Below are 24,223 nucleotides of genomic sequence, written 5' to 3'. Positions count from 1 at the left end.
CAAGGATTTCTCATGGAACCCATTAAAAAGCACACCGGCATTGGGGTGCCCCTACGCGCCTCCAACGTCGACACCGACCAGATTATCCCCGCCGTCTACCTCAAGCGTGTCACCAAGACCGGCTTCGACGACGCCCTCTTCGCCGGCTGGCGTAAGGACGAAAACTTCATCCTCAACCAGGAACCCTACAAGCAGGGCACCGTCCTGGTTGCCGGCCCCGATTTCGGCACCGGCTCCTCCCGCGAACACGCCGTCTGGGCCCTCAAGGACTACGGCTTCCGCGTCGTTATCTCAGCCCGTTTCGCTGATATTTTCCGCGGCAACTCCGGCAAGCAGGGCCTGGTTGCCGCCCAGGTAGACCAGGACAACATCGAACTGATCTGGAAGCAGCTAGAGGCCGAACCCGGCACCGAAATCACCGTTGACCTGGAAGACAAGACCGTCACCGTCGGCGCTTTGACCGTGCCCTTCCAGATTGATGACTACGTTCGCTGGCGTCTCATGGAGGGCCTGGACGACATCGGCCTGACCCTGCAGCACGAAGAGGCCATCACCGCCTACGAGGCCAAGCGCCCCGCCTGGCTGCCTCGCACCCAGCAGCTCTAGGTCTACCCCCGGGCCCAACACCCGCATAACCCCCAAGGACGCTCCTGCCCGCCGCAGGGGCGTCCTTCAGGGTAAAAAGGGGAGGGGCAGCCCCAGGGCTGGATATGGCTAAGAACACGAAGCCTACAGCAGCCTGAGCGCATGAGTGGGGTAGAGTTATTTACCAGATAATTTTTCCTCTCTGAACCCATCTGGCAGGTCCTACCCTCTGCCCTCGCCTGTGCATGAGGTAGGGCATTTCCTCCGGGTCAAGCCCGGCAGGAGACCGGTGTTCGGGGAGAGTGTCTAGCCGGGTAAAATAACCCGGTAAGGCAATACATCATATTGAGATTGGATATACATGGTCAGCGCACTGCGTATTGAAGGTGGCACCCCCCTAAAGGGCGAAGTAAACGTCCGTGGTGCAAAAAACCTGGTTCCTAAGGCCATGGTGGCCGCACTCCTTGGATCAGGCCCTTCTGTGCTCCGCAACGTACCTCAGATTAAGGACGTCCAGGTCGTCACCGACTTGGTTGAACTCCACGGTGTTTCCGTTGACTACGATATGGAAGCTGGGGTGCTCCGCATGGATCCCTCCAAGGTTTCCGTAGCCAACCACACCGACATCGAGGTACACGCTGGCGACTCCCGTATTCCGATTCTGCTCTGCGGCCCCCTCCTGCACGCCATCGGGGAAGCCTTTATTCCCGACCTGGGCGGCTGCAAGATTGGTGACCGTCCCATCGACTTCCACCTGCGCGTGCTGGAAAAGTTCGGCGCTAAGGTTGAAAAGCTGCCCACCGGTATCTCCATGAAGGCCCCGGCCGGTGGCCTCGTGGGTAACACCATCACCCTGCCCTACCCCTCCGTCGGGGCCACCGAGCAGGTCCTGCTAGCCGCCTCCCGCGCCAAGGGCAAGACCGAACTCAAGGGCGCAGCCATCGAACCTGAAATCATGGATCTGATCGCGATCCTGCAGAAGATGGGTGCCATCATCACCGTTGAAACCGACCGCCAGATCATCATCGAGGGCGTCGACGAACTCACCGGCTACAACCACGTTGCCATGCCCGACCGCAACGAGTCAGCCTCCTGGGCCTCCGCAGCCCTGGCAACCGGCGGCGACATCTTTGTGCGTAATGCAAACCAGAAGGACCTCTCCACCTTCATCAACGTCTACCGCAAGCTGGGTGGCGGCCTGGACATCACCGACGAGGGTATCCGCTTCTACCACCCCGGTGGCGACCTCAACCCCCTCTTCGTTGAAACCAACGTCCACCCCGGCTTCATGACCGACTGGCAGCAGCCCCTGGTTGTCGCCATGACCCAGGCTAAGGGCGTCTCTGTCGTCCACGAGACGGTCTACGAGAACCGTTTCGGCTTCACCGACGCCCTGGTGCGGATGGGCGCGACCGTCCAGCTCCACAAGGACTGCCTGGGCCCGACCGTCTGCCGCTTCAGCCACCAGAACTTCATGCACTCAGCCATCATCACCGGCAAGACCCCCCTGCGCGGGGCTGACATCAACGTGCCCGACCTGCGCGGTGGCTTCTCCCACATCATTGCCGCCCTGACCGCTGAAGGCACCTCCAACGTCACCGGTGTCTCCGTGATCTCCCGTGGCTACGAGCACTTCGTGGATAAGCTCACCAACCTGGGCGCCAACTTCGAGGTCACTGCCTAACCATGAGCGCACAGGGTAGGTCACTCGCAGATATTAGGCCGACGACGAGCGGGGACCGGGTGTACCGCCTGGCGGGCACCCTGCTCCGTCCGCTCTATAACCTGCCGATGAAAACCACCATCATCGGCCGGGAGAAACTACCCCGCGAGGGCGGCTTCATCGTCGTATCTAACCACCTGACGGTTGTCGACCCCATCACGGTGGCCTACCCCCTCTTCCTGGAGGGGGTCCTGCCCAGGTTCCTGGCCAAGGAGTCCCTTTTTAGGGTTCCCCTGCTGGGCTGGCTCATGCGACAGTGCGCCCATATTCCGGTAGCCCGTGGTTCAGCCCGGGCGGGGCAGTCGCTTGACGTCGCCCGGTCCGTCCTGGAGGGCGGGGGAGCGGTCATCATTTTCCCTGAGGGGACGCTGACATCCGACCCTGACCAGTGGCCTATGACGGGGAAGACCGGAGCTGCCCGCCTTGCCCTGCAGACCGGTGCACCGGTCTACCCGGTAGCCCACTGGGGGGACCAGGAATTCTGGCCTACCGACGGTAAGCCCCGCTTCAGCTTCAAACGGAAGTCCGTCAAGATTGTGGTCGGTGAACCCCTGGATTTCTCAGACCTGGTAGCTACCCCCGATCATGGGGAGAAACCTACCTCTGAGGACCTGGCTGCCGTCACCAACCGCATGCTCGATGAGGTCACCCATCTGCTAGAAGGCCTTCGGGGCGAAAAGGCACCTGCTGGACGCTGGAACGCAGTGCTTAACCTCCGTCAAGCACCTGACCAGTAACGTAATTTCTGCACGTTCAACTGCTCGATCCACCGGGAGGTTCAGTGACAGTTTCTCATCACCCGAAGGTTGCCGTCCTCGGCGCTGGTAGCTGGGGCACCACCTTCGCTAAGATTCTTGCGGACGCCGCCTCAGCTACCGGTAGCGACCGGCAGGTTATCCTCTGGGGCCGTAACCCTGACACCATGGCGGCCATGCAGGAAACCCGCAGGAACGAGGCCTATTTCCCTGGGATTCAGCTGCCGGATAATCTCACCATGACCTCTCATCTTGAGGAAGCCCTCGGTGGAGCCACCTGTGTGGTACTGGCTATCCCAGCTCAGGTATTGCGAACTCAACTCCAGCAGATGGCCCACTTGCTAGACCAGTCAGCGATACTGGTTTCCCTAGCCAAGGGCCTGGAGATGGGGACCGGGATGCGGATGAGCGAGGTCATCATTGAAGTGCTCCAGGATCACCTGATCGCAAGTGGAGCAAGCCCAGAGACAGTAGAAGCAGTTTCAGGACGGGTGACGGTGCTGTCTGGCCCCAACCTGGCCAAGGAAATTATTGTCGAACAGCCCACCACCAGCGTCGTGGCAGCCCTCACCGAGGACGTCGCCCAGCAGGTAGCTTCCCTGTGTGCAGCAGGATATTTCCGTCCCTATACCAATACGGATATTGTGGGCGTAGAAATTGGCGGGCTCGTGAAAAACATTATTGCCCTCTGCGTGGGCATGTGCGAAGGCAAGCAGTACGGGGACAATTCCAAGGCCTCGGTGATGACCCGGGGCCTGGCCGAAACGACCCGCCTGGCCCTAGCCCTGGGGGGTAAGCGTGACACCATGAGCGGCCTAGCTGGCATGGGGGACCTCATCGCCACCTGCTCGTCGCCGCTGTCCCGCAACCACACCGCCGGTCGGCTCCTGGCCGAAGGAGTCGCGCCTGACCAGCTGCACACCGTCATGACCCAGACGGCAGAATCCATCAAGTCAGCCCCCGTGGTAGCTGAACTAGCCCATCGGGTCGGTATTGAGATGCCAATTACCGAGGCTGTCGTCGCCGTCCTGAACGGCACCCTCTCGGTTGAAGAGCTGGCACCCGCCCTGCTGGGCAGGTCCCTCAAGTCAGAAGACCACAAACACGAATAAACCCTCCCGTTTTGGCCGCGATCCGGCCCCAAACAGCAAGACCCCACAAGGATGATGAAACAAACTACCGCCAAGCCGACCGTAGCCCTGCTCTGTGGAGGGCGTTCGTCCGAACACTCCATCTCCCTCATCACGGCGCGAGGCGTTCTGGGCGCCATTGACCATGAAAAATACAATGTGGTCACCATCGGCATCACCCGGGACGGCCGCTGGTACCTGACCGATGAAGCTACCCTGACTGCCCTGCTCGACGCCCAGGCCTTGGCAGATTTTCCGGCCGAAGGTAAGCAGGTCTTTTTGCCCCTCGGCGGTGGTGATAATAGGTTGCGCCTGATCGACAGCGCAGACGAAACCAAGGTTGAGCTGGGCCCGGCGATTGATGTGGTCTTCCCCCTGCTCCACGGTCCCTTCGGTGAGGACGGCACGGTGCAGGGCCTGCTTGAAATGGCAGACCTCAAGTACGTGGGCTGTGGCGTCGCCTCTTCTGCTGTGGGCATGGACAAGCATTTTATGAAGGTTGCCTTTGAGGCTGCTGGCCTGGAAGTCGGCCCCTACGAGGTGGTGACCCATCGCCAGTGGGTCCTGGACCAGGCATCAGCCCGTCAGCGCATTGAGTCCCTGGGCTTCCCCGTCTTTGTGAAGCCTGCCCGTGCAGGTTCGTCCTTCGGTATTACCAAGGTTGATTCGGCGGACCAGCTGGATGCGGCGATTGCTGAGGCCCATCGCTTTGATCCCAAGCTCGTGATTGAGGCGGGAATTGTAGGCCGCGAGATCGAGTGCGCCGTGCTAGATGGCCACCGTTCGGAGCTGCCTCGGGCCTCTTACCCGGGTGAGATTGTGGTGGTCGATGAAGAGCATGGTTTCTATGATTTTGAGGCCAAGTATGTGTCTAAGACCTCTGCTGAGACCCGTTGCCCAGCTGATCTTCCTGCTGAGGTGTCTGACCGCATGCGGCAGCTGGCTGTGGAGGCTTTCTTGGCTGTTGACGGTGAGGGCCTGTGCCGGGCTGACTTCTTCTACACCGAGGACGGCCGCCTGGTGATTAACGAAGTGAATACTATGCCTGGCTTTACCCCCATTTCTATGTATAAGACCATGTGGGAGAACACAGGCCTGCCCTATTCCCAGCTGATTGATGAGCTGATTACCCTGGCCTTGGAACGTCCCCTGGGCCTGCGTTAGGTTCCTGATACAACAGAATCCCCGCTCTTTTCGTAAGGAGCGGGGATTTTTTGTGTCCATCCCGGTGGACGGGGGAGGGGCCGGTCTAGGAGCCGCTACCTCCTTCAAGGTTGGTGAGGGTGTCGTCCAGGTTGGTGCAGGCTGTTTGCTGGGGGATTTGGGCGACGGCTGAGGACACTTCTGCTAGGACGGTTGAGGATGAGACTGCGTCGGCATCGAAGGTGATTTGGACGGCCGGGGTGCGTCCGAAGGTGTTGGCAACCCAGGTGCCGGTGGCTGTTTGCTGTGCCTCTGCTGCTCGTTCTTCATCGGCTGGTTTGATGATCCAGTCCACCCCGTTGACTGAGACGCAGGCGTCGGCTACCGGGGCGTTGCCTAGGTCAACCCCGCATTTGAGGATCACGGCGCTGGGATCCCCCCAGGCTGTGGTGGCCTGGGCTGTTGTTTCGCGCCGGTCTAGTCCGCTGACGGTGCCTGGCATGGCAACCATAGCGTAGGCGCAGAGGGGGTTGGCGGCGTCGGGGGCAGGTTCAAGGTTGACGGCGCCCGGTCCGCAGGCCGTCATGGCCAAGACGCCTAGGAAGGCGGGCAGGAGCTTTGTGCTGGCTGGTTTCACCTGCCCATTGTAACCCTAAAAGGAGGCTGAAAGGCGGGCAGGGTCCGGTCGAGGAGCTGGTCGGGGCCCTGCTTATTCGGTAAGCTGGTGAAACGCTAGGCCGGGCACGGTGCTCTTTTCTGTACGTTTATCTCATGACTGTGCCCTGGGGCCTAGCCTGTCTGCTCAGGGAGGAGGACTGGCACCTATGCCGGCTATCAATAGGCAGAGCCTCATGGTGGGGGTTCTTGTTGCAGGTGCAGCTTGCCTGCCTGGTGTTGTACTTTCCCAGGGAAGTATAGCTGGGGCTGCCCCCCTCGTTCTTGCCACCGGTGGGATGAGCCCTACCGCTTCTGAGGGGGTAACGGTTGAGCCGACGGAAGTTGAGAGGTCGCCCGACCCGACTAGCGACGCCACAGTTGAGCCTTCACAGGCACCCAGTGCAGACCCGACAGGGGAGCCGACTGCTGACCCCACAGGGGAGCCTACGGAAGGACCCACAGGGGAGCCGACGTCCGAACCTACTGCAGAGACGTCCAATGAACCTTCACCCGGGACTTCTGACTCTCCAACCTCACCATCAGATCCTAGCCCTACCGCTGAACCAACGATCGACGTCAGCTCCGAACCTACGCCAGATGAGGTGCCTAGCCCAGGCCCCACAGCTGATCCTACCGACCCAGGGGTTGTCCCGGAGGAGCCGGTTCCCACGGTTGAGCCGACGCCGGTACCTAGCCCCGAGGTTGTTCCTGACCCTACCCCAGAGCCGACAGCCGAACCGTCACCCCTGCCCACGAGCGGGCAGGGGCCTGTTCCTGACCCGGTTCCCACCGCCGCCCCTACCCTTCCTGGGCAGGGCGGGGGAGGGCAGCCTACCCAGCCTGATGAAAACGATGACCTCATCATTGGGGCCGTGGCTGGGTACGGGGATCCAACTGCCCCGGGTAGTCCTGACGCCCAGGCTCCCGGGCAGGGGGCCCCGTCCGGCCCCCAGCCTGACACAAGGCCGGGGCAGCAGGTGATAGGGGAGGCGGACCCAGAGCTAGCAGATTCTTCAACCAGCCGACGGGGGAACGAATTGTCTGGCGTCGTCGCGCGTGCTGAAACATCAGAAGGGGACTCCGAATCTTCTGACTCAGACCGAAGCCCGGTCACCAATTCCTCCCTGGGGCGGCTCGCTGAATCCCAGCAGGTCTTTGATGGGACCCCAGAATGGGTTGAAGGTTTTCTGAATTCCACTAGCCAGAACCGCTCACAGGGCAGCGCAGTTAACTCTAACCAGGCTGCTGGTGTGATGGGGGCTGAGGAACAGGAAGCGGGTGGCCAGTTGGCAGGCCAGGGAAACGTTTTCCAGCGGGGCCTTGCCATCATGGGTGGAGTCAAGCCTCTCCTGATTTTTTCGTCCCTGGCTGGAATAGGCCTGGGCCTAGTGTTTGCCCATTTCATGTGGCGAAGCCGCTCGATCAAGGTGTAGGACATCAACATGCTTGTATCTAACATGAGTGAGGGGCAACTCCTCTCCTCCTTTATGCCCCTGCTTCAGGCGCATAACGACCAGGCAGAAAGGATTCGTGCCCAGGCCCTGCGAGCGGTCTCCTTAGACTCAGGTACGACGGCTGGGGCTGGCCAGCTGGTCATTGGCCCAGGTGATGATGCCGCTGCAATCGACCTGCGGTCTGGCCTCACTGTGATGAGCACCGATACCCAGACGGAGAACCAGGACTTCCGCCGGATATGGCCCAGCGGCTACAGGACGGGTGGGTATGACGTTGGGTGGAAGGCTGCTACCCAAAACCTGGCGGATATTGCAGCCATGGGGGCGATTCCGGTGACCCTTTTAGTGTCCCTGACCCTGCCTCCCGACACCGAGGTTGACTGGGTCACTGATTTTGCCCGGGGGATCACTGAGTCGGCCCGGGCCCAGGGGGCTGCTACCTGCACGATTGCTGGGGGTGATGTGGGGACTGGGTCTGAGATTTCGGTGACGGTGACCTCCGTCGGCCTGACTGCTGACCCTGTCTCCCGGTCTGGGGCGCAGGCAGGGGACGTCCTGGTGGTTGCAGGATCCCTGGGCACAGCCGCTGCCGGTCTTGCCTTGCTTGATCACCCTGAACCCTATCGGGTGTGCCCAGCAACTGAAGCTTGTCTTTCTGCCCAGCAGAGACCCGTTTCCCCCCTGCAACTGGGGGCCTCGCACGGTAACCAGCTCAACTCTATGCTTGATGTATCTGATGGGCTGGTGCGAGACGCTGGCCGGATTGCGGAGGCCTCGGGCGTCAGTATTTCCCTCGATTCAGAGGCTTTGGCGCCCTGGGTCCAGCGGGTTTTGCCGGCGGCTCAGGTTCTTGCCCAGGGTAAGGACGCGGACGCCCTGGCCCTGCGCTGGGTTCTCACAGGCGGGGAGGACCACGCCCTGCTTGCCACCTGCCCGGCCGGGCAAATTCCTGCCGGTTTCACTAGAATTGGTGAGGTAGGAACCGGCGACGGGGTCACCGTGGACGGCAGGATTTACCAGGGGAAAGGCTGGGACCATTTTGAGCCAGATACACACTGAATGGTGGCTGCGCTGGTTGCTGCAGGCCCGCACCCAGCTGATTGAACACCGGGCCCTGCTCAATCGAATCAACGTTTTCCCTGTAGCCGATGCAGACACTGGCTCGAACATGGTAGCCACCCTGGGCCGGGCCGCTGATACCGCAGGTATGGCTGATGAACCAACCCTGACCCTAGCTGCCCGAGCTGCCTTGCGGGGGGCCCGAGGGAACTCCGGCACCCTCCTGTCCGTGTGGCTGCTCGGCTTTGCCTCCTACCTGGCTGAGGAGGGGCAGGACGCCCTGGCCCCGGGTCCTGCACCAGAGGCCACCTCCCTGACTCCTACTATCCTGGCTGGTGCTTTGAAGCAGGCTGCAACAGAGGCCCGTACCGCCCTGAGCCACCCTGCTGAAGGGACCATGCTCACCCTCATCGACCAGGTTGGCCACCAGGAACCTAGTGACGACTGGGGCCTTTACATCTCACAGCTCCTTGAAGCATCTGAAACTGCCCTACGGGCTACCGCCCAGGCCAGCCACGCCCACAACGGCTGGGTAGACTCAGGTGCCCTCGGATTCCACCTCATTCTCCTGGCCCTGGCAACAGAAATCCTGGGCACCCAACCGCCCCAGACCATCAAGGACCTCCTGGCCGGGGCAGGGGCGTCCACCCCCACCACCAGCAGGCTGGCCCCCCGCCGGTCTGCCCACCAGGAGCCCTACCAGGTCGAAATCATGTGCTCAATCCACCTACCCGTGCTCGAGGCAGCCCAGCTCCGAAGCGCCCTGGACGCCGTGGGCGATTCCGTGTCGATCGCCCAAATCGAAGCCGGAAACGAAGCACTCTGGGCCGTACACGTCCACGTACCCCAGGCTAGTGACGCCCTGACCATCCTCCAGGCAGCAGGGCAACCCCAGGACGTCCGCATCAGCCCACTCACCGACTCCCACCACACCCACGAAACAGAGGAATAAGGTGGCAGGACGAACCCCGAAAAAAACCACCCCACCTCTTGCCCCAGAAGCCCAAGAGGCCCTAGCCCGCTACGCCAGCGAAGACAGAATAGAAAACAAGCCCCTGGCCGACTACCTGGGCAGCACCACAGCCAAGGCCTTCAAAACCCACCTCAAACTAGAAACCGTGGGACAGGCCCTCGAACACTACCCCCGCAAATACCTGGCACGCGGCGAACTCACCCCCTTCTCCTCACTGGTCGAAGGAAGCGAAGCGACCATCATCGCCAAGGTCCTCAGGGTAACCACCCGGAACATGGCCTCCCGCAGAGGATCCATCACTGAGGTCACCATCACCGACCAACTCAGTGACACCGACACCCCAAGGTCCAGCCCTCCCCACATCCAGCGTCCCAACCCCAACGCCTACCGGGGAGCCGCAGAACCCGCCACCTACCAGGCCGGATACAGCAACCCCCGCATCCAGGGACTCGCCCACCACCAGCCCGGCCACCACACCTGGCACTCCGCCGACACCGCGCCCCACCCAGGGCTCCTCCCACCCTCAGCCTTCGGCGGGTACGGAACCGAGTCCTACGCCCTCGTTGGGGACCCCTCCACCATGACCCTCAGCTTCTTCAACGCCTGGACAGCAGCCCGCGACCTCCATGAAGGAGACCAGGTCATGTTCTCAGGCAAGGTAGGAAACTACAGGGGCGCCCCCACCCTCACCAACCCCCACTACGCCGTCATCTCAGGGAAAGACGCCCCCCTCGACCCCGACGCCAGCACCCAGGCAATAGCCCGCGCCCAAGCCAAGGCAACCGCACCCATCCCCGTCTACAAGGCCAGCCCAAAATTCACCACCGACAGGGTAGCCTCAGCCCTCGAAACCCTCCTCGACCGGATACCGCTCAAAGAACTCGAAGACCCCGTCCCATACACCGTCCGACGCAGCCGAAAAATACCCTCCCTCGAATGGACCTACAGGGCAGTCCACACCCCAGACACCGAAGAAACCTGGAGGGCAGCCCACCACTCCCTACGCTACCGAGAAGCCTTTGTGCTCCAGGCTGCGCTCGCCCGGATCCGGGCTGCCCGAGCAGCCCACCACACCGTCGCCCGCCCAGCCAAGGCCGGGGGGTTCGCCGACGCCCTGCTGGGCCTCCTGCCCTACGAACTAACCGACGGACAAAAGGCAGTCGGGGACGAAATCCGGAACGACCTAGCCTCCCAGAGCCCCATGAACCGCCTACTCCAGGGCGATGTGGGCTCCGGCAAAACAGTGGTTGCCCTACGCGCCATGCTGCAGGTCGCTGACAATGGGGCCCAATCGGCCCTCCTGGCCCCCACAGAAGTTCTCGCGGAACAGCACTACAGGTCAATCTGCGAGATCCTGGGGGACCTTCTCGAAACAGCCCCGCTCGATGCCCCTCTGCCTACAAGCCAGGCAAAAGACAAGGTCAGGGTTATCCTCCTCACCGCCTCCCTCAAAACCAGGGCCAAGAAAGAGGCCCTTTTGGCCATCAGCTTAGGTGCAGCCGACATCGTCATCGGCACCCACGCCCTCCTCGCCGACGCCGTCTCCTTCGCAGACCTCGGGCTCGTTGTTGTGGACGAACAGCACCGCTTCGGCGTCGAACAGCGTGACGCCCTGCGCGGGCCCGACGACGCCCTTCCCCACCGCCTGGTCATGACAGCAACCCCCATTCCCCGCACCGTCGCCATGACCGTCTTCGGGGACCTCGATACCTCCGTACTCGACCAGCTACCGGCCGGGCGTCAGAAAATCACAACCCACGTTGTCCCCCTAGCAGAGCACCCTAGCTGGGCCGACCGCATTTGGGCCCGCGCCCGCGAAGAAATCGACGCAGGCCACCAAGTCTATGTTGTCGTGCCCAAAATTGGTGGGGCTGAGGGCACCCAGGACACCGAATCAGGTCAAACCCTCTTTGGGGTGGGCCTAGCTAGCCCGTTCGGGTCCGAGGCGGCGACGGCAGAAAGCGCCCGGGGGGCTCTGGCATCAGTGGAAAGCATGCTCGAAGAGCTTGAGGACGAACCCGCCCTGGCCGGGGTGCGTATCGCCGGCCTGCACGGTCGCATGGACACAGCAGAAAAGAACCGGGTCATGACTGAATTTTCAGCCGGAACCATCGACCTGCTGGTCTCAACCACTGTGATTGAGGTGGGGGTGAACGTCCCCAATGCCACCCTCATGGTCATTATGGATGCTGACCGATTCGGCATTTCTGGTCTCCACCAGCTGCGAGGTCGGATCGGCCGAGGCACCTTACCTGGCACCTGCCTCCTCGTCACCAAGCAGCCGGCGGATGGCGTCAGCCGGGAGCGACTCCAAGCCGTTGCCTCAACCACCGATGGCTTCGAACTATCCCGAGTCGACCTAGAGCAACGCCGGGAGGGAGATATCCTGGGCGCTGCCCAGTCTGGTAAGAAGTCCACCCTCAAGCTGCTGCGTGCCCTGACCGATGCCAAGCTTATTGAGCGGGCACGCGAGGACGCCTTCGGCGTGATTGAGGCTGACCCAACCCTCGCCAAGCACCCCGACCTGGCCAGAACCATCGACCGGGCCCTCGACGCTGACCGCGAAGCCTTCCTCGGCAGAGGCTAGACCCTTCCCCTCGCCCTGAGCGGGCAAGGCCCCCACCCTGTGAAGGGGTGGGGGCCTTGTCGATAAATCTCAGAACCAGGTAGGGAGGACTTATGCTGAGCGGCGGCGGAGGGCAAAGAAGCCTGCCACCAGAAGGGCAGCACCACAACCTGCCAGGAGCAGGGGAGAGGCACCGGTCTTAGCAAGTTCCTTCGTCTCTTCCTCCTTGGCCTCAGGCTTGGGGTCAGCCTTCTTCTCTTCAGCCTTCTTTTCTTCAGCGGGCTTCTGCTCGGTGGAGAGGACGAAAGCGCCGTCCTTGGCTTCAGCCTTTACCTCGGTGCCAGTTCCCGGGTCACCGGGGGTTTCCTGGCCGGGGGCCGGAGTCCCACCGGGGGCTGGGGCGTCAACAGGCTGAGCAGTTTCAACCGGGGTGACGGTGGGTTCAGCAGGGGCGGCGGTCGGCTCAGAAGGTACGGCAGTCGGTTCAGCCGGGGCGACGGTCGGTTCGGCAGGAGCAACGGTAGGTTCAGCCGGAGTCACTTCAGCGATTAAACCGGTAACGGTCAGGGTGTAGTTTACGGTCTTTACAGCCCCACTGATACCGGTACCGCTGAAGATAACCGGCTGCGGGGTTCCCTGGAAGGTAGCTTCCGGGGTAAAGGTGAAACCAGCTGAGCTCACAAGGGTCCAGACACCTTCACCGGGGACGGTCAGGCTCAGGCCATCTGCACTCACAACAGCACCTGCTGGCTGGGCCGCATCAGCAGGGAAGACAACCTTGCCAAATACAATCGGGTGTCCAGCCCCAGTGTGGAAGGCACCTGAAATGGTAGTTGACGGAGCCTCTGCCGTGGGCACGGGAGTGGGGTCGGCCGCAGGCGCCGTGGCTGCAGCCGTCGGGGTGGGGGCCGGGACCTCAACTGCATGAGCGGGAGCCAGAGCGAACGCACCTGCCGCTACCAGAGCTGCGGTAGCCACGCCGGAGGCTAGCTTCGAAGTGTATGACGTATCAGCCATCGTTTTCTCCTCTTCGAGAAAGGGTAAGGGGGTACTGCTCGTATCGCACCTCACCAAGAGGCCGGTACAGGGGCAGGGGGGGACAGGCAAAAGAGCCCGTCTGAGGTGAAAGTCTAGGAAGAAAATGTGATTTGGGCAATAGTTTTCTGGAAGTTGGTGAGAGACAAGCCGAGGAGAACATCACCAACCTGGGCATGGCTTGGGAAAGCATCTGCAGGGCTATCGGCGTAAAATATAGGGAAATGCCCGGGCGGGGCCGTCCGCACCTGGCCACCCCTATTCCCCCTCTGACAGAAAGAGACCCCATGAGCCGCATCATCTCAGGATCTGCAGGAGGGCTACGCCTAGCCAACGTGCCTGGCGACAACACCCGCCCCACCACCGACCGGGTCAAAGAAGCCCTCTTCTCCCGCCTTGATACCTACGGGGTGCTGGACGGCGCTCGCGTCCTTGACCTTTTCGGCGGCTCAGGCGCCCTGGGGTGCGAAGCCCTATCCCGCGGGGCAGCCCAGGTGGACCTGGTGGACCACTATCCCAAGGCCGTCGCCGTCATCGAAAAAAATGTTGCAGCCGTGAGTAAAACAGCCGGGGGTACGGCCCGCGTCCATAAGATGGCCGCCAAAACCTACCTGGGCCACGCATCTGGGCCCTGGGATCTTGTCTTCATCGACCCGCCCTATTCAGTGACCAACGAAGACCTTGAAGTCCTGCTGGGCATGCTCACTTCCCGGTTGCTGGAGGGGGCCGTGGTAGTGGTGGAGCGGGCCTCCCGTACCGAGGAGCCCGCCTGGCCAGAGGGGCTGGAAAAGTTTGCCGAGAAAAAGTACGGCGAAACCGTGCTCTACTATGTGGAGCCAGCCGCCTAAAGCCCCCGGGGCTATACAGCCTTCGGACGCACGGAGGGACTTACAATCAACCACGGGGTTGGCCGGTGTTAGGGTGGAAGTATGAGTGAGAACATCAGCAGCCCAGGTAATCAGCCCCAGCCGACCCCAGAAGCAAGCCAGGGAGCGTCCACGCCCCTGCTGAGCGAAAACACCCTGACGGTTCAGCAGACCAGGAGCTTTCTGAGTAACGACTTTGCCTTCCTGGGCGCGGACGGGCGCCTGCTCGGCCGGGTTCTTACCACTGGCTCAACCGCAGGTAGGTTGCTCAAGGGCAGCCGCACCTTTGATTTGGTGGACGGTAGTGGGAACCTTCTTCTAAAAATTGTTGATCCCTTTGACTTTGGCCTGGACCGCTACGAACTGCTGAACCCCGATGGTTCCCTTTTCGCCCGCGTACACAAGCAATTCTCTTTCATGCGTAAGCGCCTCACCATCGAGCTGCCGGGGCTCACCCTGGAGCTAGAAGGCAGCCTCTTCGAGTACGACTTCAACATCACGGCCAACGGCCATGTAGCTGCCCGCGTTGCCCGCGAATGGGGCGGCCTGGTGGCAGGGCTGCGCGGTAAGAGCCGCTACGGGGTGAACTTCGACCCCGGCGCCCCCGAGCCCGTGCGCCTGGCCATGCTGGGAGGTCTGGTTGCCCTTGACCTTATCAGGGCCAAGGACGCCCGCAACTAGGGCCGATTAGCCGCTAAATGCCCGCAGACGGGTAGTTGCCTCCTGCAAAACCTCCGGACGCTTGCAAAAAGCAAACCGCACCCACGAATCAACTGCCGGCCGGTAGCCGTCGGTGACGAAAGCCGACAAAGGAATCAGGGCAACCCCGGCTGATTCGGGCAGGGCCTGGCAGAGGTGACGGGCTGACTCAAAACCGTGCTCCTGCATCACCTGCCGCACGTCAGCTACGGCGAAGAAGGTGCCGTCTGGTGCCACAGGCTGCCAGGGAGTGCCCGCCAGGCCGTCGAGAAGCACCTGCCGCTGGTGGGCGTACTGCCGGTGCAGGCCCTCGTAAAAAGAATCGCCGAGGCCAACCCCGACAGCAGCTGCAGCCTGTAGGGGAGCGGCCGCACTGTGCGTCAGGTATCCCTTGACGAGACGGACGGCAGCCACTAAATCAGCCGGGCCGGTCACCCAGCCCACCCGCCAGCCGGTGGCTGAATGGGTCTTAGAAATTGCAGAGACAGCCAGGGTGCGCTCAGCTGCACCGGGCAGGGCCTGGATAGGCTGGTAGGGGCCCGAGTAGACCATGTGCTCGTAGACCTCATCAGCCAAAATAACAGCCCCATAACGGGTTGCCAGGTCCACAATCTTCTGCTTGGCTTCCTGTGAGAAAACCGCCCCGGTGGGGTTGTGGGGGTCATTGACGACGACCAGGGCCGTGCGTTCAGAGAAGGCCGCTTCCAGGGCGTCTAAATCCGGTTCAAAGGTGGGTGGCACCAGGGGCACGGTGCGGACGCGGGCCCCCGCCAGGGCGGCCACGGCAGGGTAGAGGTCGTAGTAGGGTTCAAAGAGAACGACCTCCTCACCCGGTTCTACTAGGGCTGCGATGCTGGCGGCCAGGGCCTCTGAAGCTCCGGCAGTGACCGTCACCTGGGTATCGGGGTCAAGATCTAGGCCGTAGAAGCGTACCTGGTGGGTGGCGACAGCCTGACGCAGGGCCGGGATGCCGGCAATGGTGGCGTACTGGTTGACTCCGGTGGCGAGTGCCTGGGCAGCTGCATCCAGCATGGCAGCAGGGCCGTCTGTATCAGGGAAGCCCTGCCCAAGGTTCAGGGCTCCGTGCTGGTTAGCCAGGGCTGACATTTCTTCAAAAATCGTGGAGGTGAATGACCCATCAGTTGCGATGAGGCCCGCTGCCTGACCAACCCGTTCGAAAACTCGCTGCACGCCCGTCCTTTCGTCCCCTCCCCGCCGAACTCTGGTGCGTGGAGGAAAAGCCAATATCGTGTCAGCCCAGAATACAGGCTGGTGGCCGCAGCGAGCCCTTGCATGACCTTATGTGTCTTGGGGGCAACCTGTACGGTAGCCTAGAGACATGCAATTGGTCATCTGCCCTGGATCCTTTGACCCCATCCATAACGGTCACGTTGAAATCATCACCCGCGCCGCAAAAATCTACGGCAACGTGCTGGTGGCAATTTCCCATAACTCCTCAAAAAAATATCGTTTCACTCTTGAAGAGCGGGTGGCTATGGTCGAAGAGACCTTCGCCCTCTTTGACGGCGTGAACGCTATTGTGCTGCCGGAGGGGGAGCTGCTGGCCCATTTTGTGCGGGAGCAGGGCTCTGTGCTGATTGTCAAGGGCTTGCGTAATACGGCTGACTTTGAATATGAGGCCCCCATGGCTTCCATGAACCGGCATATCGCCGGGGTTGAGACCTGCTTCATTGCAGGGGATCCCAAGTACAACCACATTTCGTCAACGATTGTGAAGGAAGTTGCGGGTTACGGTGGCGACGTCCGGGCTTTCGTACCTCGGGCGGTGCAGCGGGCCCTGTATCCTGAGAACTAGTGCAAGTGTGGTCAGGCAAACAGGGCAGGAGGCTTAAATCACTTGCTACTTCACCTACTCGCCACATACACTAGGTACTTGGTTTAAAACATTTGATAGGGAGTTCGTCATTTCACGAAAAGATTCATCGCCCCTTACGATCTCGGTTCGAGATCTAGCTCATCGCCCGGGCGCTATGGAGACCCTTGAAGAAGTTCTGCCAGCGCCAAGCGATTTTGGCAACGCTCTGATCGAAGCGGAAGAAGGCAGCGACATTGACCTCAATGTTCGCCTAGAGTCCGTTTCAGATGGTATCTTGGTAACTGGTACTGCAACTGTCACCGTTTCTGGTGAATGCAGCCTCTGCCTCGACCCGGTTGACTTCGATGTTACAGCCGATGTTCAAGAGCTTTTTGTTTTCGAGAAGGCACCTGAGGGTGGCCCCGAAGATGAAGTAGATGAGCAGTACGCCGTAGAGAACGACGAAATTGATCTCGAACCGGCGCTGCGGGACGCAGTGATTCTTCAACTGCCGTTCCAACCTGTTTGCAGTGACTCCTGCGAAGGCTTGTGCTCCGAATGTGGTGCACGTCTGGAGGAGGACCCTGAGCACCATCACGAGGTCATCGACCCCCGATGGAATGCGCTGTCAGCGTTGCTCGATGCGAACGACCAATAAAACTTATAAAGCAACAAGAGAAAAGAGATAGCTGTGGCTGTTCCCAAGCGGAAAATGTCCCGTGCTAACACCCGTGCCCGTCGCTCACAGTGGAAGGCTTCAGTGCCCCAGCTGGTTAAGACCGTTGAAAACGGTCGCGTCACCTACTCCCTGCCCCACCAGGCAAAGCTCGTGACTGACTCAGCCGGCAACGAACTCTTCTACGAGTACAAGGGCCGCAAGGTAGCTGACGCCTAATTTCTAGCGTTATGACTAACTCTGCATCACAAGAGTTTCTGAAACGTCTCGGCATCGATATCGATGCCGAGACGTTTCAGCTTGCAATGACTCATCGTTCCTTCTCTTTCGAAAATGGTGGAATCCCGCATAATGAGCGCCTAGAGTTCTTGGGTGACTCTGTGCTGTCTTTGGCTGTTGCCTCAGAACTGTACAAAAAGTTCCCTGACCTGCAGGAAGGGGAGCTGGTGAAGCGACACCATGTGGTGGTTTCTACCCGTACCCTGGCTGATCTCGCCCGTCGTTTGAAGCTGGGGCCCTGTATTCGTTTGGGTAAGGGGGAGAAGAAGACCGGCGGTGCTGATAAGGATTCAATCCTTGCAGACACTATGGAGGCTGTCTACGGTGCCGTGTATATCGCTCATGGCCCGGCTAAGGCCCACGAGCTGGTGCTCCATCATATGGCGTCCATGCTGGACGATACCAAGACCTTGAACACGGGACGCGACTGGAAGACTGAGATCCAGGAGTACGCAGCAGCCCAGGGCACAGGTGAACCTGTCTATCAGGTGGAAGGCACTGGCCCAGACCACGCCCGTCGTTTCACGGCCAAACTTCTCTTGGCTGGAAAAGTCGTGGGTACTGGCAAGGGTACCAGCAAGAAAGAAGCTGAGCGTATGGCCGCTGAAGAAGCCTTCCATAAAATTTCCCAGGGCTAGGCCCAGTGCATACGACCCTGATCACCGGGGCTACCTGCCTATGATGGTAGGGTAGCCCCGGTTTTTTCTATAGGTGGGAGGAAGATTGCCTGAACTGCCCGAGGTTGAAGTGGTCCGGCGGGGCCTGGCTGACCACATTCTTGGTGCCCGGATCACTGGTGTAGAGGTGAAGGACGGCCGTTCCCTGCGCCGCCATGAAGCTGGCCCCGTAAACTTTCAGGCCCTGCTCTCTGGCTTGACGGTGCTGGACGTCGCCCGACGGGGCAAATACCTGTGGCTACACTTTGCGGGGGTAGAGGACCTTGCCCTGGTCATACATCTGGGTATGAGCGGGCAGGTTTTGCTCAAGGACCCCGGCCTGCCGGTGGAGCGGCACCAGAAAATAGTCTTTCACCTGGAAGGGGCGAGCAATGAGCGGGGAGAGCCTAGCCCCCTGGAGCTCCGTTTCGTAGACCAGCGAATTTTCGGGGGCATGTTTGTTAGCCCGCTCGTGCCGGTGCTGGGAGCCGACGGCAGCCCCCAACCGGGGGCCGGGGCGTCCTCCCTGGGCCTACCCTACATCCCGCAAGCCATCGCCCACATCGCCCGCGACCCGCTCGACCCCTACTTCGACTACAAGACCCTCAGACGCACCATGCTAGGGACTTCCACCGGTATTAAAAAGCTCCTCCTAGACCAGGGCGCCATCTCCGGGGTGGGGAACATTTACGCCGACGAAGCCCTCTGGCGAGCCAAACTGCACTACGCCAAACCAGCTAAAACCATTCCAGCCCCCACCGCCCGCGCCCTGATCGACGCCGCCCGCGAGGTCATGCGCGACGCCCTGGCAGAAGGTGGAACCAGCTTCGACGCCCTCTACGTCAACGTCAATGGAGAATCAGGCTACTTCGACCGCTCCCTCCAAGCCTATGGGCAGGCAGGGCGCCCCTGCCCCAGGTGTCTCACGGCAGGGCGCACCTCCCTCATCATTCGAGAACCCTTCGGTGGAAGGAGCTCCTACCGGTGCCCTCATTGTCAACGAAAGCCGCGTGGACTCTAGTCAAGAAGTAGAAACCCCGGCAGCTACTGTAGACATAGCTAGGCAGAGCTCCTTCCCTGGGCGTGCAAGCCTGTATCGCTGTAGCTTGAGTATTAGCGGCGCACGTCACCCATATAAAGGAAAATGGGTAGGAGGAACAGCCGGTAGAGAGGGCCCGGGACCCAGGCTAGGCGCGGCTGAACCTGGTTCCGTAGAAGTCGCCCAGCCGGGTGTAGCCCTCTTCGAGGGAGACTGCTGGTGCCCAGTCCAGGAGGGCTTGGGTCTGGCGCTGGTCGAACCAGTGGGCTGTAGACAGCTGCTCAGCCAAAAAGGACGTGAGCGGGGGAATCTCACCCGGGGCGAGGCGGGCCCAGATTTTTTCCAGGGCAAGGCCCAGCCCGTACGCCACCGGAGCAGGCAGGGAAGCCGAGGGGGGAGTAACCCCGCAGGCCCGGCACATACCGGAAATCACCTCAGCAATAGGGCGGGGCTGGCCGTTGGTGACGACCAGGGGGGTACCCGCTATCTGGGGTAGGCGCTGGTAGCCGCGCACAAAGGCGTCGGCGGCATTGTCAATGTAGAGGGAGTCAATCAGGGCGGTGCCGTGGTTGAGCAGGGGCAGGCGCCCTGCGGCGGCGCGTTCCAGGACGCGCTCAACCAGCTGGGTATCGCCCGGCCCCCAGACCAGGTGGGGGCGGAGGACCCCAACCTGGAAGTCAGCCCTGTTGTAGCCCAGGGCCAGTCGTTCTGATTCTGCCTTGGAGCGGGCGTAGTTGCCGCGGGCATGGTCGGGGGAGGCCGCCGGGTTACCTTCGCCGATGATGGAGGACCCGGTGTGGGCAGCTGAGGGGGAGGAGGTATGCAGGAACTTGCTGATTCCAAGCTGCCGGGCGGCGTCCAGGAGGGTGCGGGTGCCCTCAATATTGACCTGCCGGTAGTCCTCCCACTGGCCAACAACAGATACCTTGGCTGCCAGGTGGATGATTCCGTCCACCCCGGTCAGGGCGGTGCGGACGGCCTCTGGGTCGGTGATAGAGCCCTGGACCTGCCCGAAGCGGGAGGCTAGGTGGGCCGGGAGGGCCGCTGCAATACCGGAATCCCCGCGTTGGAAAGCCCTGACCGAGTAACCGGCCCGCAGCAGGGCAAAGACGACCTCGCGGCCCAGCAGACCGGAGGCTCCGGTGACGAGGACGGTTTCGCCCCGGTCAGCCTGGCACAACTCGGGGGTCAGGGGGCGAAGGGAGACTACCATGCCACAACCCCCCGGCCCAGGCGGGCTGGCTTACCTGAGAGGACCTTACCGGCCCAGGTCGCCAGGACTGGGCGATCAATTTTGGAGTTATGGCGCACGTCCGTGGGGTGCTCAGCCACTATCAAGACGGAGGAGACATCCACCCCGGTATCTTCAGCTACCTGCTGCCGGATTCGGGCGGTGAGGTCATCGGGGGCCAGTCCGTTGCGGGTGCGTTTACCCCGGAACTGGGTGCCGACCTCGGCGATGATGACGACGGCTGAGGTGCCTGCCGGGCCGACGGGAACGGCAGCTGCCCGCCTGACCTCGCTCACCTTTTCGGCAGACTGCTCCAGGGCAACGGGAGTCAAGACCCCGGCGGGGGTGACGAGCACATGGGCTAGGCGGCCCTCGACCCAGAGGCGTCCTTGGGCGTCCAGGTGGCCGACGTCGCCGGTGCGGTGCCAGCCGGGCACCGAGGTGGAGAGCTGTTCAGTGACCCAGAGGGTGTCGTAGCGGTCCTTGATATGCGGGGCCGCAACCAGGATTTCACCGGTGATACCGGGCTCGCCGGTGGTGGCAGAACCGGGCTTGCCCTGGTCGTCGAGTGGGGCGATACGGATGTCTGCCCCCTGGACGGGCCAGCCTACACAGACCCCGCCCCCGGCTCCCTCAAGCCCGGCGGCAGCGTCCTGCTCGGCGTCCTGAATCTGCCCAAAGCTGACGTCTGTGGTGGGCAGGGCCTCGGTCATTCCGTAGGGGGTATGCAGGGAGGCAGCCGGCAGGAGGGCCTGCAAACGGGCCAGGAGGGGGGAGGTAATGGGGGCCCCGGCAGAAAGGACGGTCGTGACCCGGCCCAGGGCGGTGCGCTGGGAGTCTGTGAGGCTATCGGCGGTAGCCAGGACGTTCATGAGGGCCGCCGGGGAGGCAAAGATAGTGGTGGCCTCAATGGCCTGGGCTGCAGCGGCTAGGGCTGAGGCGGTGAGGGTTTTGGGTTTGGTGACGTCCATGGCGGGGGTGACGCTGGTGGCACCCAGGGCCGGGCCTAACAGGGCAAAGGGGGCGAAACCCGCAACGAGGCCGGTGCCTGCCGTGAGCTTGTAGGTTCCGGCAATGGCGTCGCGCATGGCGGCGAGCTGGCGGTGGGTGTAGACCACGCCCTTGGCCGGGCCGGTGGAGCCGGAGGTGTAGAGGACGGCGGCGTCTGCGTCCGCGTCGGGCTCGGCAATCGCAAAAATCTCGGGGGCGGTGAAATCGTCAATGGAGCCGACCACGCCCAGGCTCTTGGCGAGGGTGGGGTGGAGGCGGGTAGCTGCCAGGCGGGTGCCGGGCCAGCCCAGGGCCTTAGCTGCAGTTAGGGCCTGGGGGATACCGATGAGCCAGGTAGGACGGGCGCCCTTGAGAGCCCGGGTCAGACCCTTCAGGCCCAGCCCAGTATCAGCAACCACAATGACGGCCCCCAGCTTGAGGCAGGCGTAAATCAGGGTGGTGAGGCGAATCCCCGGGGGAACCAGGAGGTTAACGCGGTCACCGGGGGCAACGCCGAGGCGGTGGAGGCCAGCTGCGACCCGATCGACCTCCCGGGCAAGCTCAGCCCAGGTGAGCTGGGCAGCTACCCCGCTTCCGTCCGTGCCGGGTGCCATATCAACCACAGCCAGGCTGGTGTCCTGTGCCCGGTCAGCCAGTTCGGCGGTCATGGGCCGGTAGCCGCTACCCCAGGGGGCCAGGGTGGAACGGGCCTCCCGGTGTAGTTCCTGCTGGACGGGGGCGTCCGTGAAACGCTCGGTCAGCCAGGTCAGAATGGGGGTGGCAATATCCTCGTCCTCAGCCACCAGATGGCTGGCGGCCTCAAAACGGTGAATGTCGGCCTGGGGAAGACGTTCAGCTAGGTCAGCCATGTAACGGCGCTGGAAGACCGGGTCCTTGGTGCCCCACAGCATGAGGGCTGGAACCTTGAGATCCCTAATACCCTCAGCCGTACGGAACATCTGGGCATAACTGGGGGCTGACTCCGTCGCCGGGATGTCAGCCACGAAGTTTCGCACACCGATGCGGTGGGCCGAGGTGGAGTAGGGCAGCTTATAGGCTTCTTTGACGCCCTCACCCAGGGGCTTCTGGGCCAGGCCCAAGGTCACATCAATAAAGGCAGTGGAACCCTTGGTCGCCCACGAATGGAGGGCCGGGTTGAGGGCCGCCTGGAGGGCAACCGGAATCTTCTCGGCTGCGTCGTGGAAGACTGCGGTATTGGTCAGCATAATGCCCGAAAGAACATCCTGGTGGTTGAGGGCCCAGCCCAGAGACACCAGACCACCCCAGTCATGAGCCAAAATCACAAGAGGCTTGTCAGTGGAGTCGAGACCCAGGGCAGCAGTGAAATCCCCCAAGTCTTGGACCCGGTCCGAAAGCGTTCGGGTAAGACCAGTTCGTTCTGAATAACCCATCTCAAGCTGATCCACTGCTACAACCCGCCAGGGCTGGTCAGCTGCGCTTGCTGCACCAATCACCGTCCGCCACAGGTAGGACCAGGTGGGGTTACCGTGGACAGCCAGAACAGTGCCCACCGGGGTGCGTCCTTCAGCCTCAAGGGAAGGACCATTATCGAGATAATGCCAGGTTCGGGTGGTTCCGGGCTGTTCAAGGCGGGCCGTGGACGGAATAGTGATGGTCTGGGACCAGGCCGGGTCAACTCCGGGCCAGCTGGCGGGAACGGGGGTGAGCTGGGGAATCGTCATTTCTCTACTTCACAGACTAGGTAACGAGACGGGCAGACGGGGGCTACCAGATAATTTCCATCAGGGCTGTGTTCAAGCCAGAACCAACCCCCATACACAGGATCCGGTCACCGGCAGAATAGTTCACAGAATCCTCAGCCAGGGTCATGGGGAGGGCAGCTGCCGCAACGTTACCCCAGACAGGGAACGTCATGGGAATGCGTTTCCGATCAATACCAACAGCCTTGATAATGGCGTCAGTGTGGGCGTTAGAAATCTGGTGGGTCACATAAGATTTCATGTCACGCCAGTCCCAGCCCTGGGCGTGGGCTTCTTCCCAGGCTTCAGCAACCAGCTGCAGGCCGTGCTCCAGCAAACCAGCAGCGTCCGTGCTCATGCCCTGGTCAGCTTCACCACCAATACAGAGGTTGCGGTGCTCGGTGCCGGCCCGGGAGACAGAACCAACAATCTTGTGGCCCTCAGGGTGAAGGTCGCTGCGCCCAATGACAGCTGCTGCAGCGCCAGAACCCAAGGTGAGGGTGGCAAACTGGGCCAGGACGTCCTCACGGGTGGAATCTGCCTTGTTGAGCATCCGCAAGGCGGTGGCATGCCAGGGGGAGGGGTCCTCACCATCGACAATCAGGGCATAATCAATCGCCCCGGCATCAATCATGGACGCAGCGACAGTCAGACCGTTCACAAAGCCCAGGCAGGCATTCGTGATGTCAAAATTCAAGGCATGGCGGGGAAGGCCTAGGCGGTCATGAATACCTACCGAAACAGCAGGTTCAAAGTTGTCGCGGGTTACTGAGGTATTGATCAGCAGGCCGATCTGGTCCTTGCTGATGCCAGCCTGGGCGATTGCCTGCTCAGCGGCCTCCACGGCGCCGTCCTCAAAATGCATGGATTCGCCCCAGGAACGGCGTTCACGAATGCCGGCTAGGCGCTCCAGGAGGCCCTTGGGCATGCGGAGACGCTTATAGGTGGCAGCGAGCTGCTCATCAAAGTATGTACTGGTCACGACCTCCGGCGGGAGGACCCGGGTAACAGACAAAAGGGAGGCGTTCTGGTGACGAATATCTGAATTAGCGGTCAATCTACTCTTCTAGCCTAGTGCTGGGTGGGAACCGTGTGCTGGCCTACTCGGCACACCCATCTATCATAAGCCCGCTGTCTAGGGGGCAGGTCACGTCGTGGGGTGGGGAATTC

General features: G+C 61.7%; 22 protein-coding genes. 16 read left to right on the top strand and 6 right to left on the bottom strand.

Going from position 1 to position 24,223, the window contains the following annotated elements:
* Positions 1-12: 12 nt before the first annotated feature.
* The 5 genes from leuD (at position 13) to L7A15_RS01280 (ending at position 5,357) form a co-directional block, all read left to right on the top strand.
* Positions 13-606, top strand: a complete 594-nt coding sequence (leuD, locus tag L7A15_RS01300) for a 3-isopropylmalate dehydratase small subunit (protein ID WP_237188097.1) — start codon at positions 13-15, stop codon at positions 604-606.
* Between the two features lie 340 nt (positions 607-946).
* Positions 947-2,269: a UDP-N-acetylglucosamine 1-carboxyvinyltransferase gene (gene murA, locus L7A15_RS01295; RefSeq protein WP_237188098.1), complete on the top strand. Its 1,323-nt coding sequence runs from the start codon at positions 947-949 to the stop codon at positions 2,267-2,269.
* A 2-nt stretch (positions 2,270-2,271) separates the two neighbouring features.
* Positions 2,272-3,045 (top strand): lysophospholipid acyltransferase family protein, encoded by a 774-nt coding sequence (locus L7A15_RS01290; protein WP_237207922.1) that lies wholly within the window; start codon positions 2,272-2,274, stop codon positions 3,043-3,045.
* Between the two features lie 44 nt (positions 3,046-3,089).
* Positions 3,090-4,175, top strand: a complete 1,086-nt coding sequence (locus L7A15_RS01285; protein ID WP_237207921.1) for an NAD(P)H-dependent glycerol-3-phosphate dehydrogenase — start codon at positions 3,090-3,092, stop codon at positions 4,173-4,175.
* A gap of 51 nt (positions 4,176-4,226) precedes the next feature.
* A complete protein-coding gene (locus L7A15_RS01280; RefSeq protein ID WP_423817280.1) occupies positions 4,227-5,357 on the top strand; it encodes a D-alanine--D-alanine ligase family protein in 1,131 nt (376 codons plus the stop codon).
* An 85-nt stretch (positions 5,358-5,442) separates the two neighbouring features.
* Here the strand turns inward: L7A15_RS01280 and L7A15_RS01275 are convergent, their stop codons facing one another.
* On the bottom strand, positions 5,443-5,973 hold the full coding sequence (locus tag L7A15_RS01275; RefSeq protein WP_237207919.1) for a DUF3515 domain-containing protein: 531 nt from the start codon (positions 5,971-5,973) through the stop codon (positions 5,443-5,445).
* 622 nt (positions 5,974-6,595) lie between these two features.
* Between L7A15_RS01275 and L7A15_RS01270 the strand changes: the two genes are divergently transcribed.
* Genes L7A15_RS01270 through L7A15_RS01245 form a run of 4 tightly spaced genes read left to right on the top strand, consistent with a single transcriptional unit; the run spans position 6,596 to position 12,066 of the window.
* Complete coding sequence (locus L7A15_RS01270; RefSeq protein ID WP_237207918.1) at positions 6,596-7,426, top strand: hypothetical protein; 831 nt, start codon at positions 6,596-6,598, stop codon at positions 7,424-7,426.
* Between the two features lie 9 nt (positions 7,427-7,435).
* The gene (thiL, locus tag L7A15_RS01265; RefSeq protein WP_237207917.1) at positions 7,436-8,506 is read left to right on the top strand and encodes a thiamine-phosphate kinase; all 1,071 of its coding nucleotides are present in this window, start codon (positions 7,436-7,438) and stop codon (positions 8,504-8,506) included.
* Positions 8,487-9,458, top strand: a complete 972-nt coding sequence (locus L7A15_RS10650) for a DAK2 domain-containing protein (RefSeq protein ID WP_272878653.1) — start codon at positions 8,487-8,489, stop codon at positions 9,456-9,458. Before thiL ends, L7A15_RS10650 begins: the two co-directional genes overlap by 20 nt.
* Position 9,459: 1 nt before the next feature.
* Positions 9,460-12,066, top strand: a complete 2,607-nt coding sequence (locus tag L7A15_RS01245) for an ATP-dependent DNA helicase RecG (protein ID WP_336603507.1) — start codon at positions 9,460-9,462, stop codon at positions 12,064-12,066.
* Between the two features lie 90 nt (positions 12,067-12,156).
* Here L7A15_RS01245 and L7A15_RS01240 read toward each other — a convergent pair whose 3' ends face one another.
* Positions 12,157-13,062, bottom strand: coding sequence for a hypothetical protein (locus L7A15_RS01240; protein ID WP_237207916.1), 906 nt, complete (start codon positions 13,060-13,062; stop codon positions 12,157-12,159).
* A 305-nt stretch (positions 13,063-13,367) separates the two neighbouring features.
* Between L7A15_RS01240 and rsmD the strand changes: the two genes are divergently transcribed.
* A complete protein-coding gene (rsmD, locus tag L7A15_RS01235) occupies positions 13,368-13,928 on the top strand; it encodes a 16S rRNA (guanine(966)-N(2))-methyltransferase RsmD (RefSeq protein ID WP_237207915.1) in 561 nt (186 codons plus the stop codon).
* A gap of 81 nt (positions 13,929-14,009) precedes the next feature.
* Positions 14,010-14,627, top strand: coding sequence for an LURP-one-related/scramblase family protein (locus L7A15_RS01230; RefSeq protein WP_237207914.1), 618 nt, complete (start codon positions 14,010-14,012; stop codon positions 14,625-14,627).
* A gap of 6 nt (positions 14,628-14,633) precedes the next feature.
* Here L7A15_RS01230 and L7A15_RS01225 read toward each other — a convergent pair whose 3' ends face one another.
* A complete protein-coding gene (locus tag L7A15_RS01225) occupies positions 14,634-15,836 on the bottom strand; it encodes an aminotransferase class I/II-fold pyridoxal phosphate-dependent enzyme (protein ID WP_237207913.1) in 1,203 nt (400 codons plus the stop codon).
* Between the two features lie 148 nt (positions 15,837-15,984).
* Here L7A15_RS01225 and coaD point away from each other — a divergent pair, with 148 nt between their 5' ends.
* The 5 genes from coaD (at position 15,985) to mutM (ending at position 19,093) form a co-directional block, all read left to right on the top strand.
* Positions 15,985-16,461 carry a pantetheine-phosphate adenylyltransferase gene (gene coaD / locus L7A15_RS01220; RefSeq protein WP_237207912.1) on the top strand — a complete coding sequence of 159 codons (477 nt, stop codon included), beginning with the start codon at positions 15,985-15,987 and terminating at the stop codon, positions 16,459-16,461.
* Between the two features lie 175 nt (positions 16,462-16,636).
* Entirely contained in the window at positions 16,637-17,119 is a 483-nt protein-coding gene (locus L7A15_RS01215; RefSeq protein ID WP_237188115.1) for a YceD family protein, read from the top strand.
* A gap of 33 nt (positions 17,120-17,152) precedes the next feature.
* Entirely contained in the window at positions 17,153-17,356 is a 204-nt protein-coding gene (rpmF, locus tag L7A15_RS01210; RefSeq protein ID WP_135011069.1) for a 50S ribosomal protein L32, read from the top strand.
* 11 nt (positions 17,357-17,367) lie between these two features.
* A complete protein-coding gene (gene rnc / locus L7A15_RS01205; protein ID WP_237188116.1) occupies positions 17,368-18,054 on the top strand; it encodes a ribonuclease III in 687 nt (228 codons plus the stop codon).
* A gap of 85 nt (positions 18,055-18,139) precedes the next feature.
* Positions 18,140-19,093, top strand: a complete 954-nt coding sequence (gene mutM / locus L7A15_RS01200) for a bifunctional DNA-formamidopyrimidine glycosylase/DNA-(apurinic or apyrimidinic site) lyase (RefSeq protein ID WP_237207911.1) — start codon at positions 18,140-18,142, stop codon at positions 19,091-19,093.
* A 166-nt stretch (positions 19,094-19,259) separates the two neighbouring features.
* Here mutM and L7A15_RS01195 read toward each other — a convergent pair whose 3' ends face one another.
* Genes L7A15_RS01195 through L7A15_RS01185 form a run of 3 tightly spaced genes read right to left on the bottom strand, consistent with a single transcriptional unit; the run spans position 19,260 to position 24,110 of the window.
* Positions 19,260-20,324, bottom strand: a complete 1,065-nt coding sequence (locus tag L7A15_RS01195) for an NAD-dependent epimerase/dehydratase family protein (protein ID WP_237207910.1) — start codon at positions 20,322-20,324, stop codon at positions 19,260-19,262.
* Positions 20,318-23,035: an alpha/beta fold hydrolase gene (locus tag L7A15_RS01190; protein ID WP_237207909.1), complete on the bottom strand. Its 2,718-nt coding sequence runs from the start codon at positions 23,033-23,035 to the stop codon at positions 20,318-20,320. Before L7A15_RS01190 ends, L7A15_RS01195 begins: the two co-directional genes overlap by 7 nt.
* 43 nt (positions 23,036-23,078) lie before the next feature.
* A complete protein-coding gene (locus L7A15_RS01185; protein ID WP_237188120.1) occupies positions 23,079-24,110 on the bottom strand; it encodes a 3-oxoacyl-ACP synthase III in 1,032 nt (343 codons plus the stop codon).
* Positions 24,111-24,223: the final 113 nt, after the last annotated feature.

The organism is Rothia nasimurium (genome assembly GCF_928391935.1).
Lineage (GTDB): Bacteria > Actinomycetota > Actinomycetes > Actinomycetales > Micrococcaceae > Rothia > Rothia nasimurium_D.
The sequence above is the reverse complement of the archived record's forward strand: the minus strand, read 5'-3'. Positions and strand labels throughout refer to the sequence as shown.

Bases quoted from the DNA above. Each gene is read 5' to 3' on its own strand.
- L7A15_RS01290 (WP_237207922.1), top strand. From the start codon at position 2,272: ATGAGCGCACAGGGTAGGTCACTCGCAGATATTAGGCCGACGACGAGC.
- L7A15_RS01215 (WP_237188115.1), top strand. From the start codon at position 16,637: ATGGAGACCCTTGAAGAAGTTCTGCCAGCGCCAAGCGATTTTGGCAAC.
- coaD (WP_237207912.1), top strand. From the start codon at position 15,985: ATGCAATTGGTCATCTGCCCTGGATCCTTTGACCCCATCCATAACGGT.
- rnc (WP_237188116.1), top strand. From the start codon at position 17,368: ATGACTAACTCTGCATCACAAGAGTTTCTGAAACGTCTCGGCATCGAT.
- rsmD (WP_237207915.1), top strand. From the start codon at position 13,368: ATGAGCCGCATCATCTCAGGATCTGCAGGAGGGCTACGCCTAGCCAAC.
- L7A15_RS01190 (WP_237207909.1), bottom strand. From the start codon at position 23,035: ATGACGATTCCCCAGCTCACCCCCGTTCCCGCCAGCTGGCCCGGAGTT.
- murA (WP_237188098.1), top strand. From the start codon at position 947: ATGGTCAGCGCACTGCGTATTGAAGGTGGCACCCCCCTAAAGGGCGAA.
- L7A15_RS01280 (WP_423817280.1), top strand. From the start codon at position 4,227: ATGATGAAACAAACTACCGCCAAGCCGACCGTAGCCCTGCTCTGTGGA.
- L7A15_RS01240 (WP_237207916.1), bottom strand. From the start codon at position 13,062: ATGGCTGATACGTCATACACTTCGAAGCTAGCCTCCGGCGTGGCTACC.
- L7A15_RS01230 (WP_237207914.1), top strand. From the start codon at position 14,010: ATGAGTGAGAACATCAGCAGCCCAGGTAATCAGCCCCAGCCGACCCCA.
- thiL (WP_237207917.1), top strand. From the start codon at position 7,436: ATGCTTGTATCTAACATGAGTGAGGGGCAACTCCTCTCCTCCTTTATG.
- L7A15_RS01195 (WP_237207910.1), bottom strand. From the start codon at position 20,324: ATGGTAGTCTCCCTTCGCCCCCTGACCCCCGAGTTGTGCCAGGCTGAC.
- leuD (WP_237188097.1), top strand. From the start codon at position 13: ATGGAACCCATTAAAAAGCACACCGGCATTGGGGTGCCCCTACGCGCC.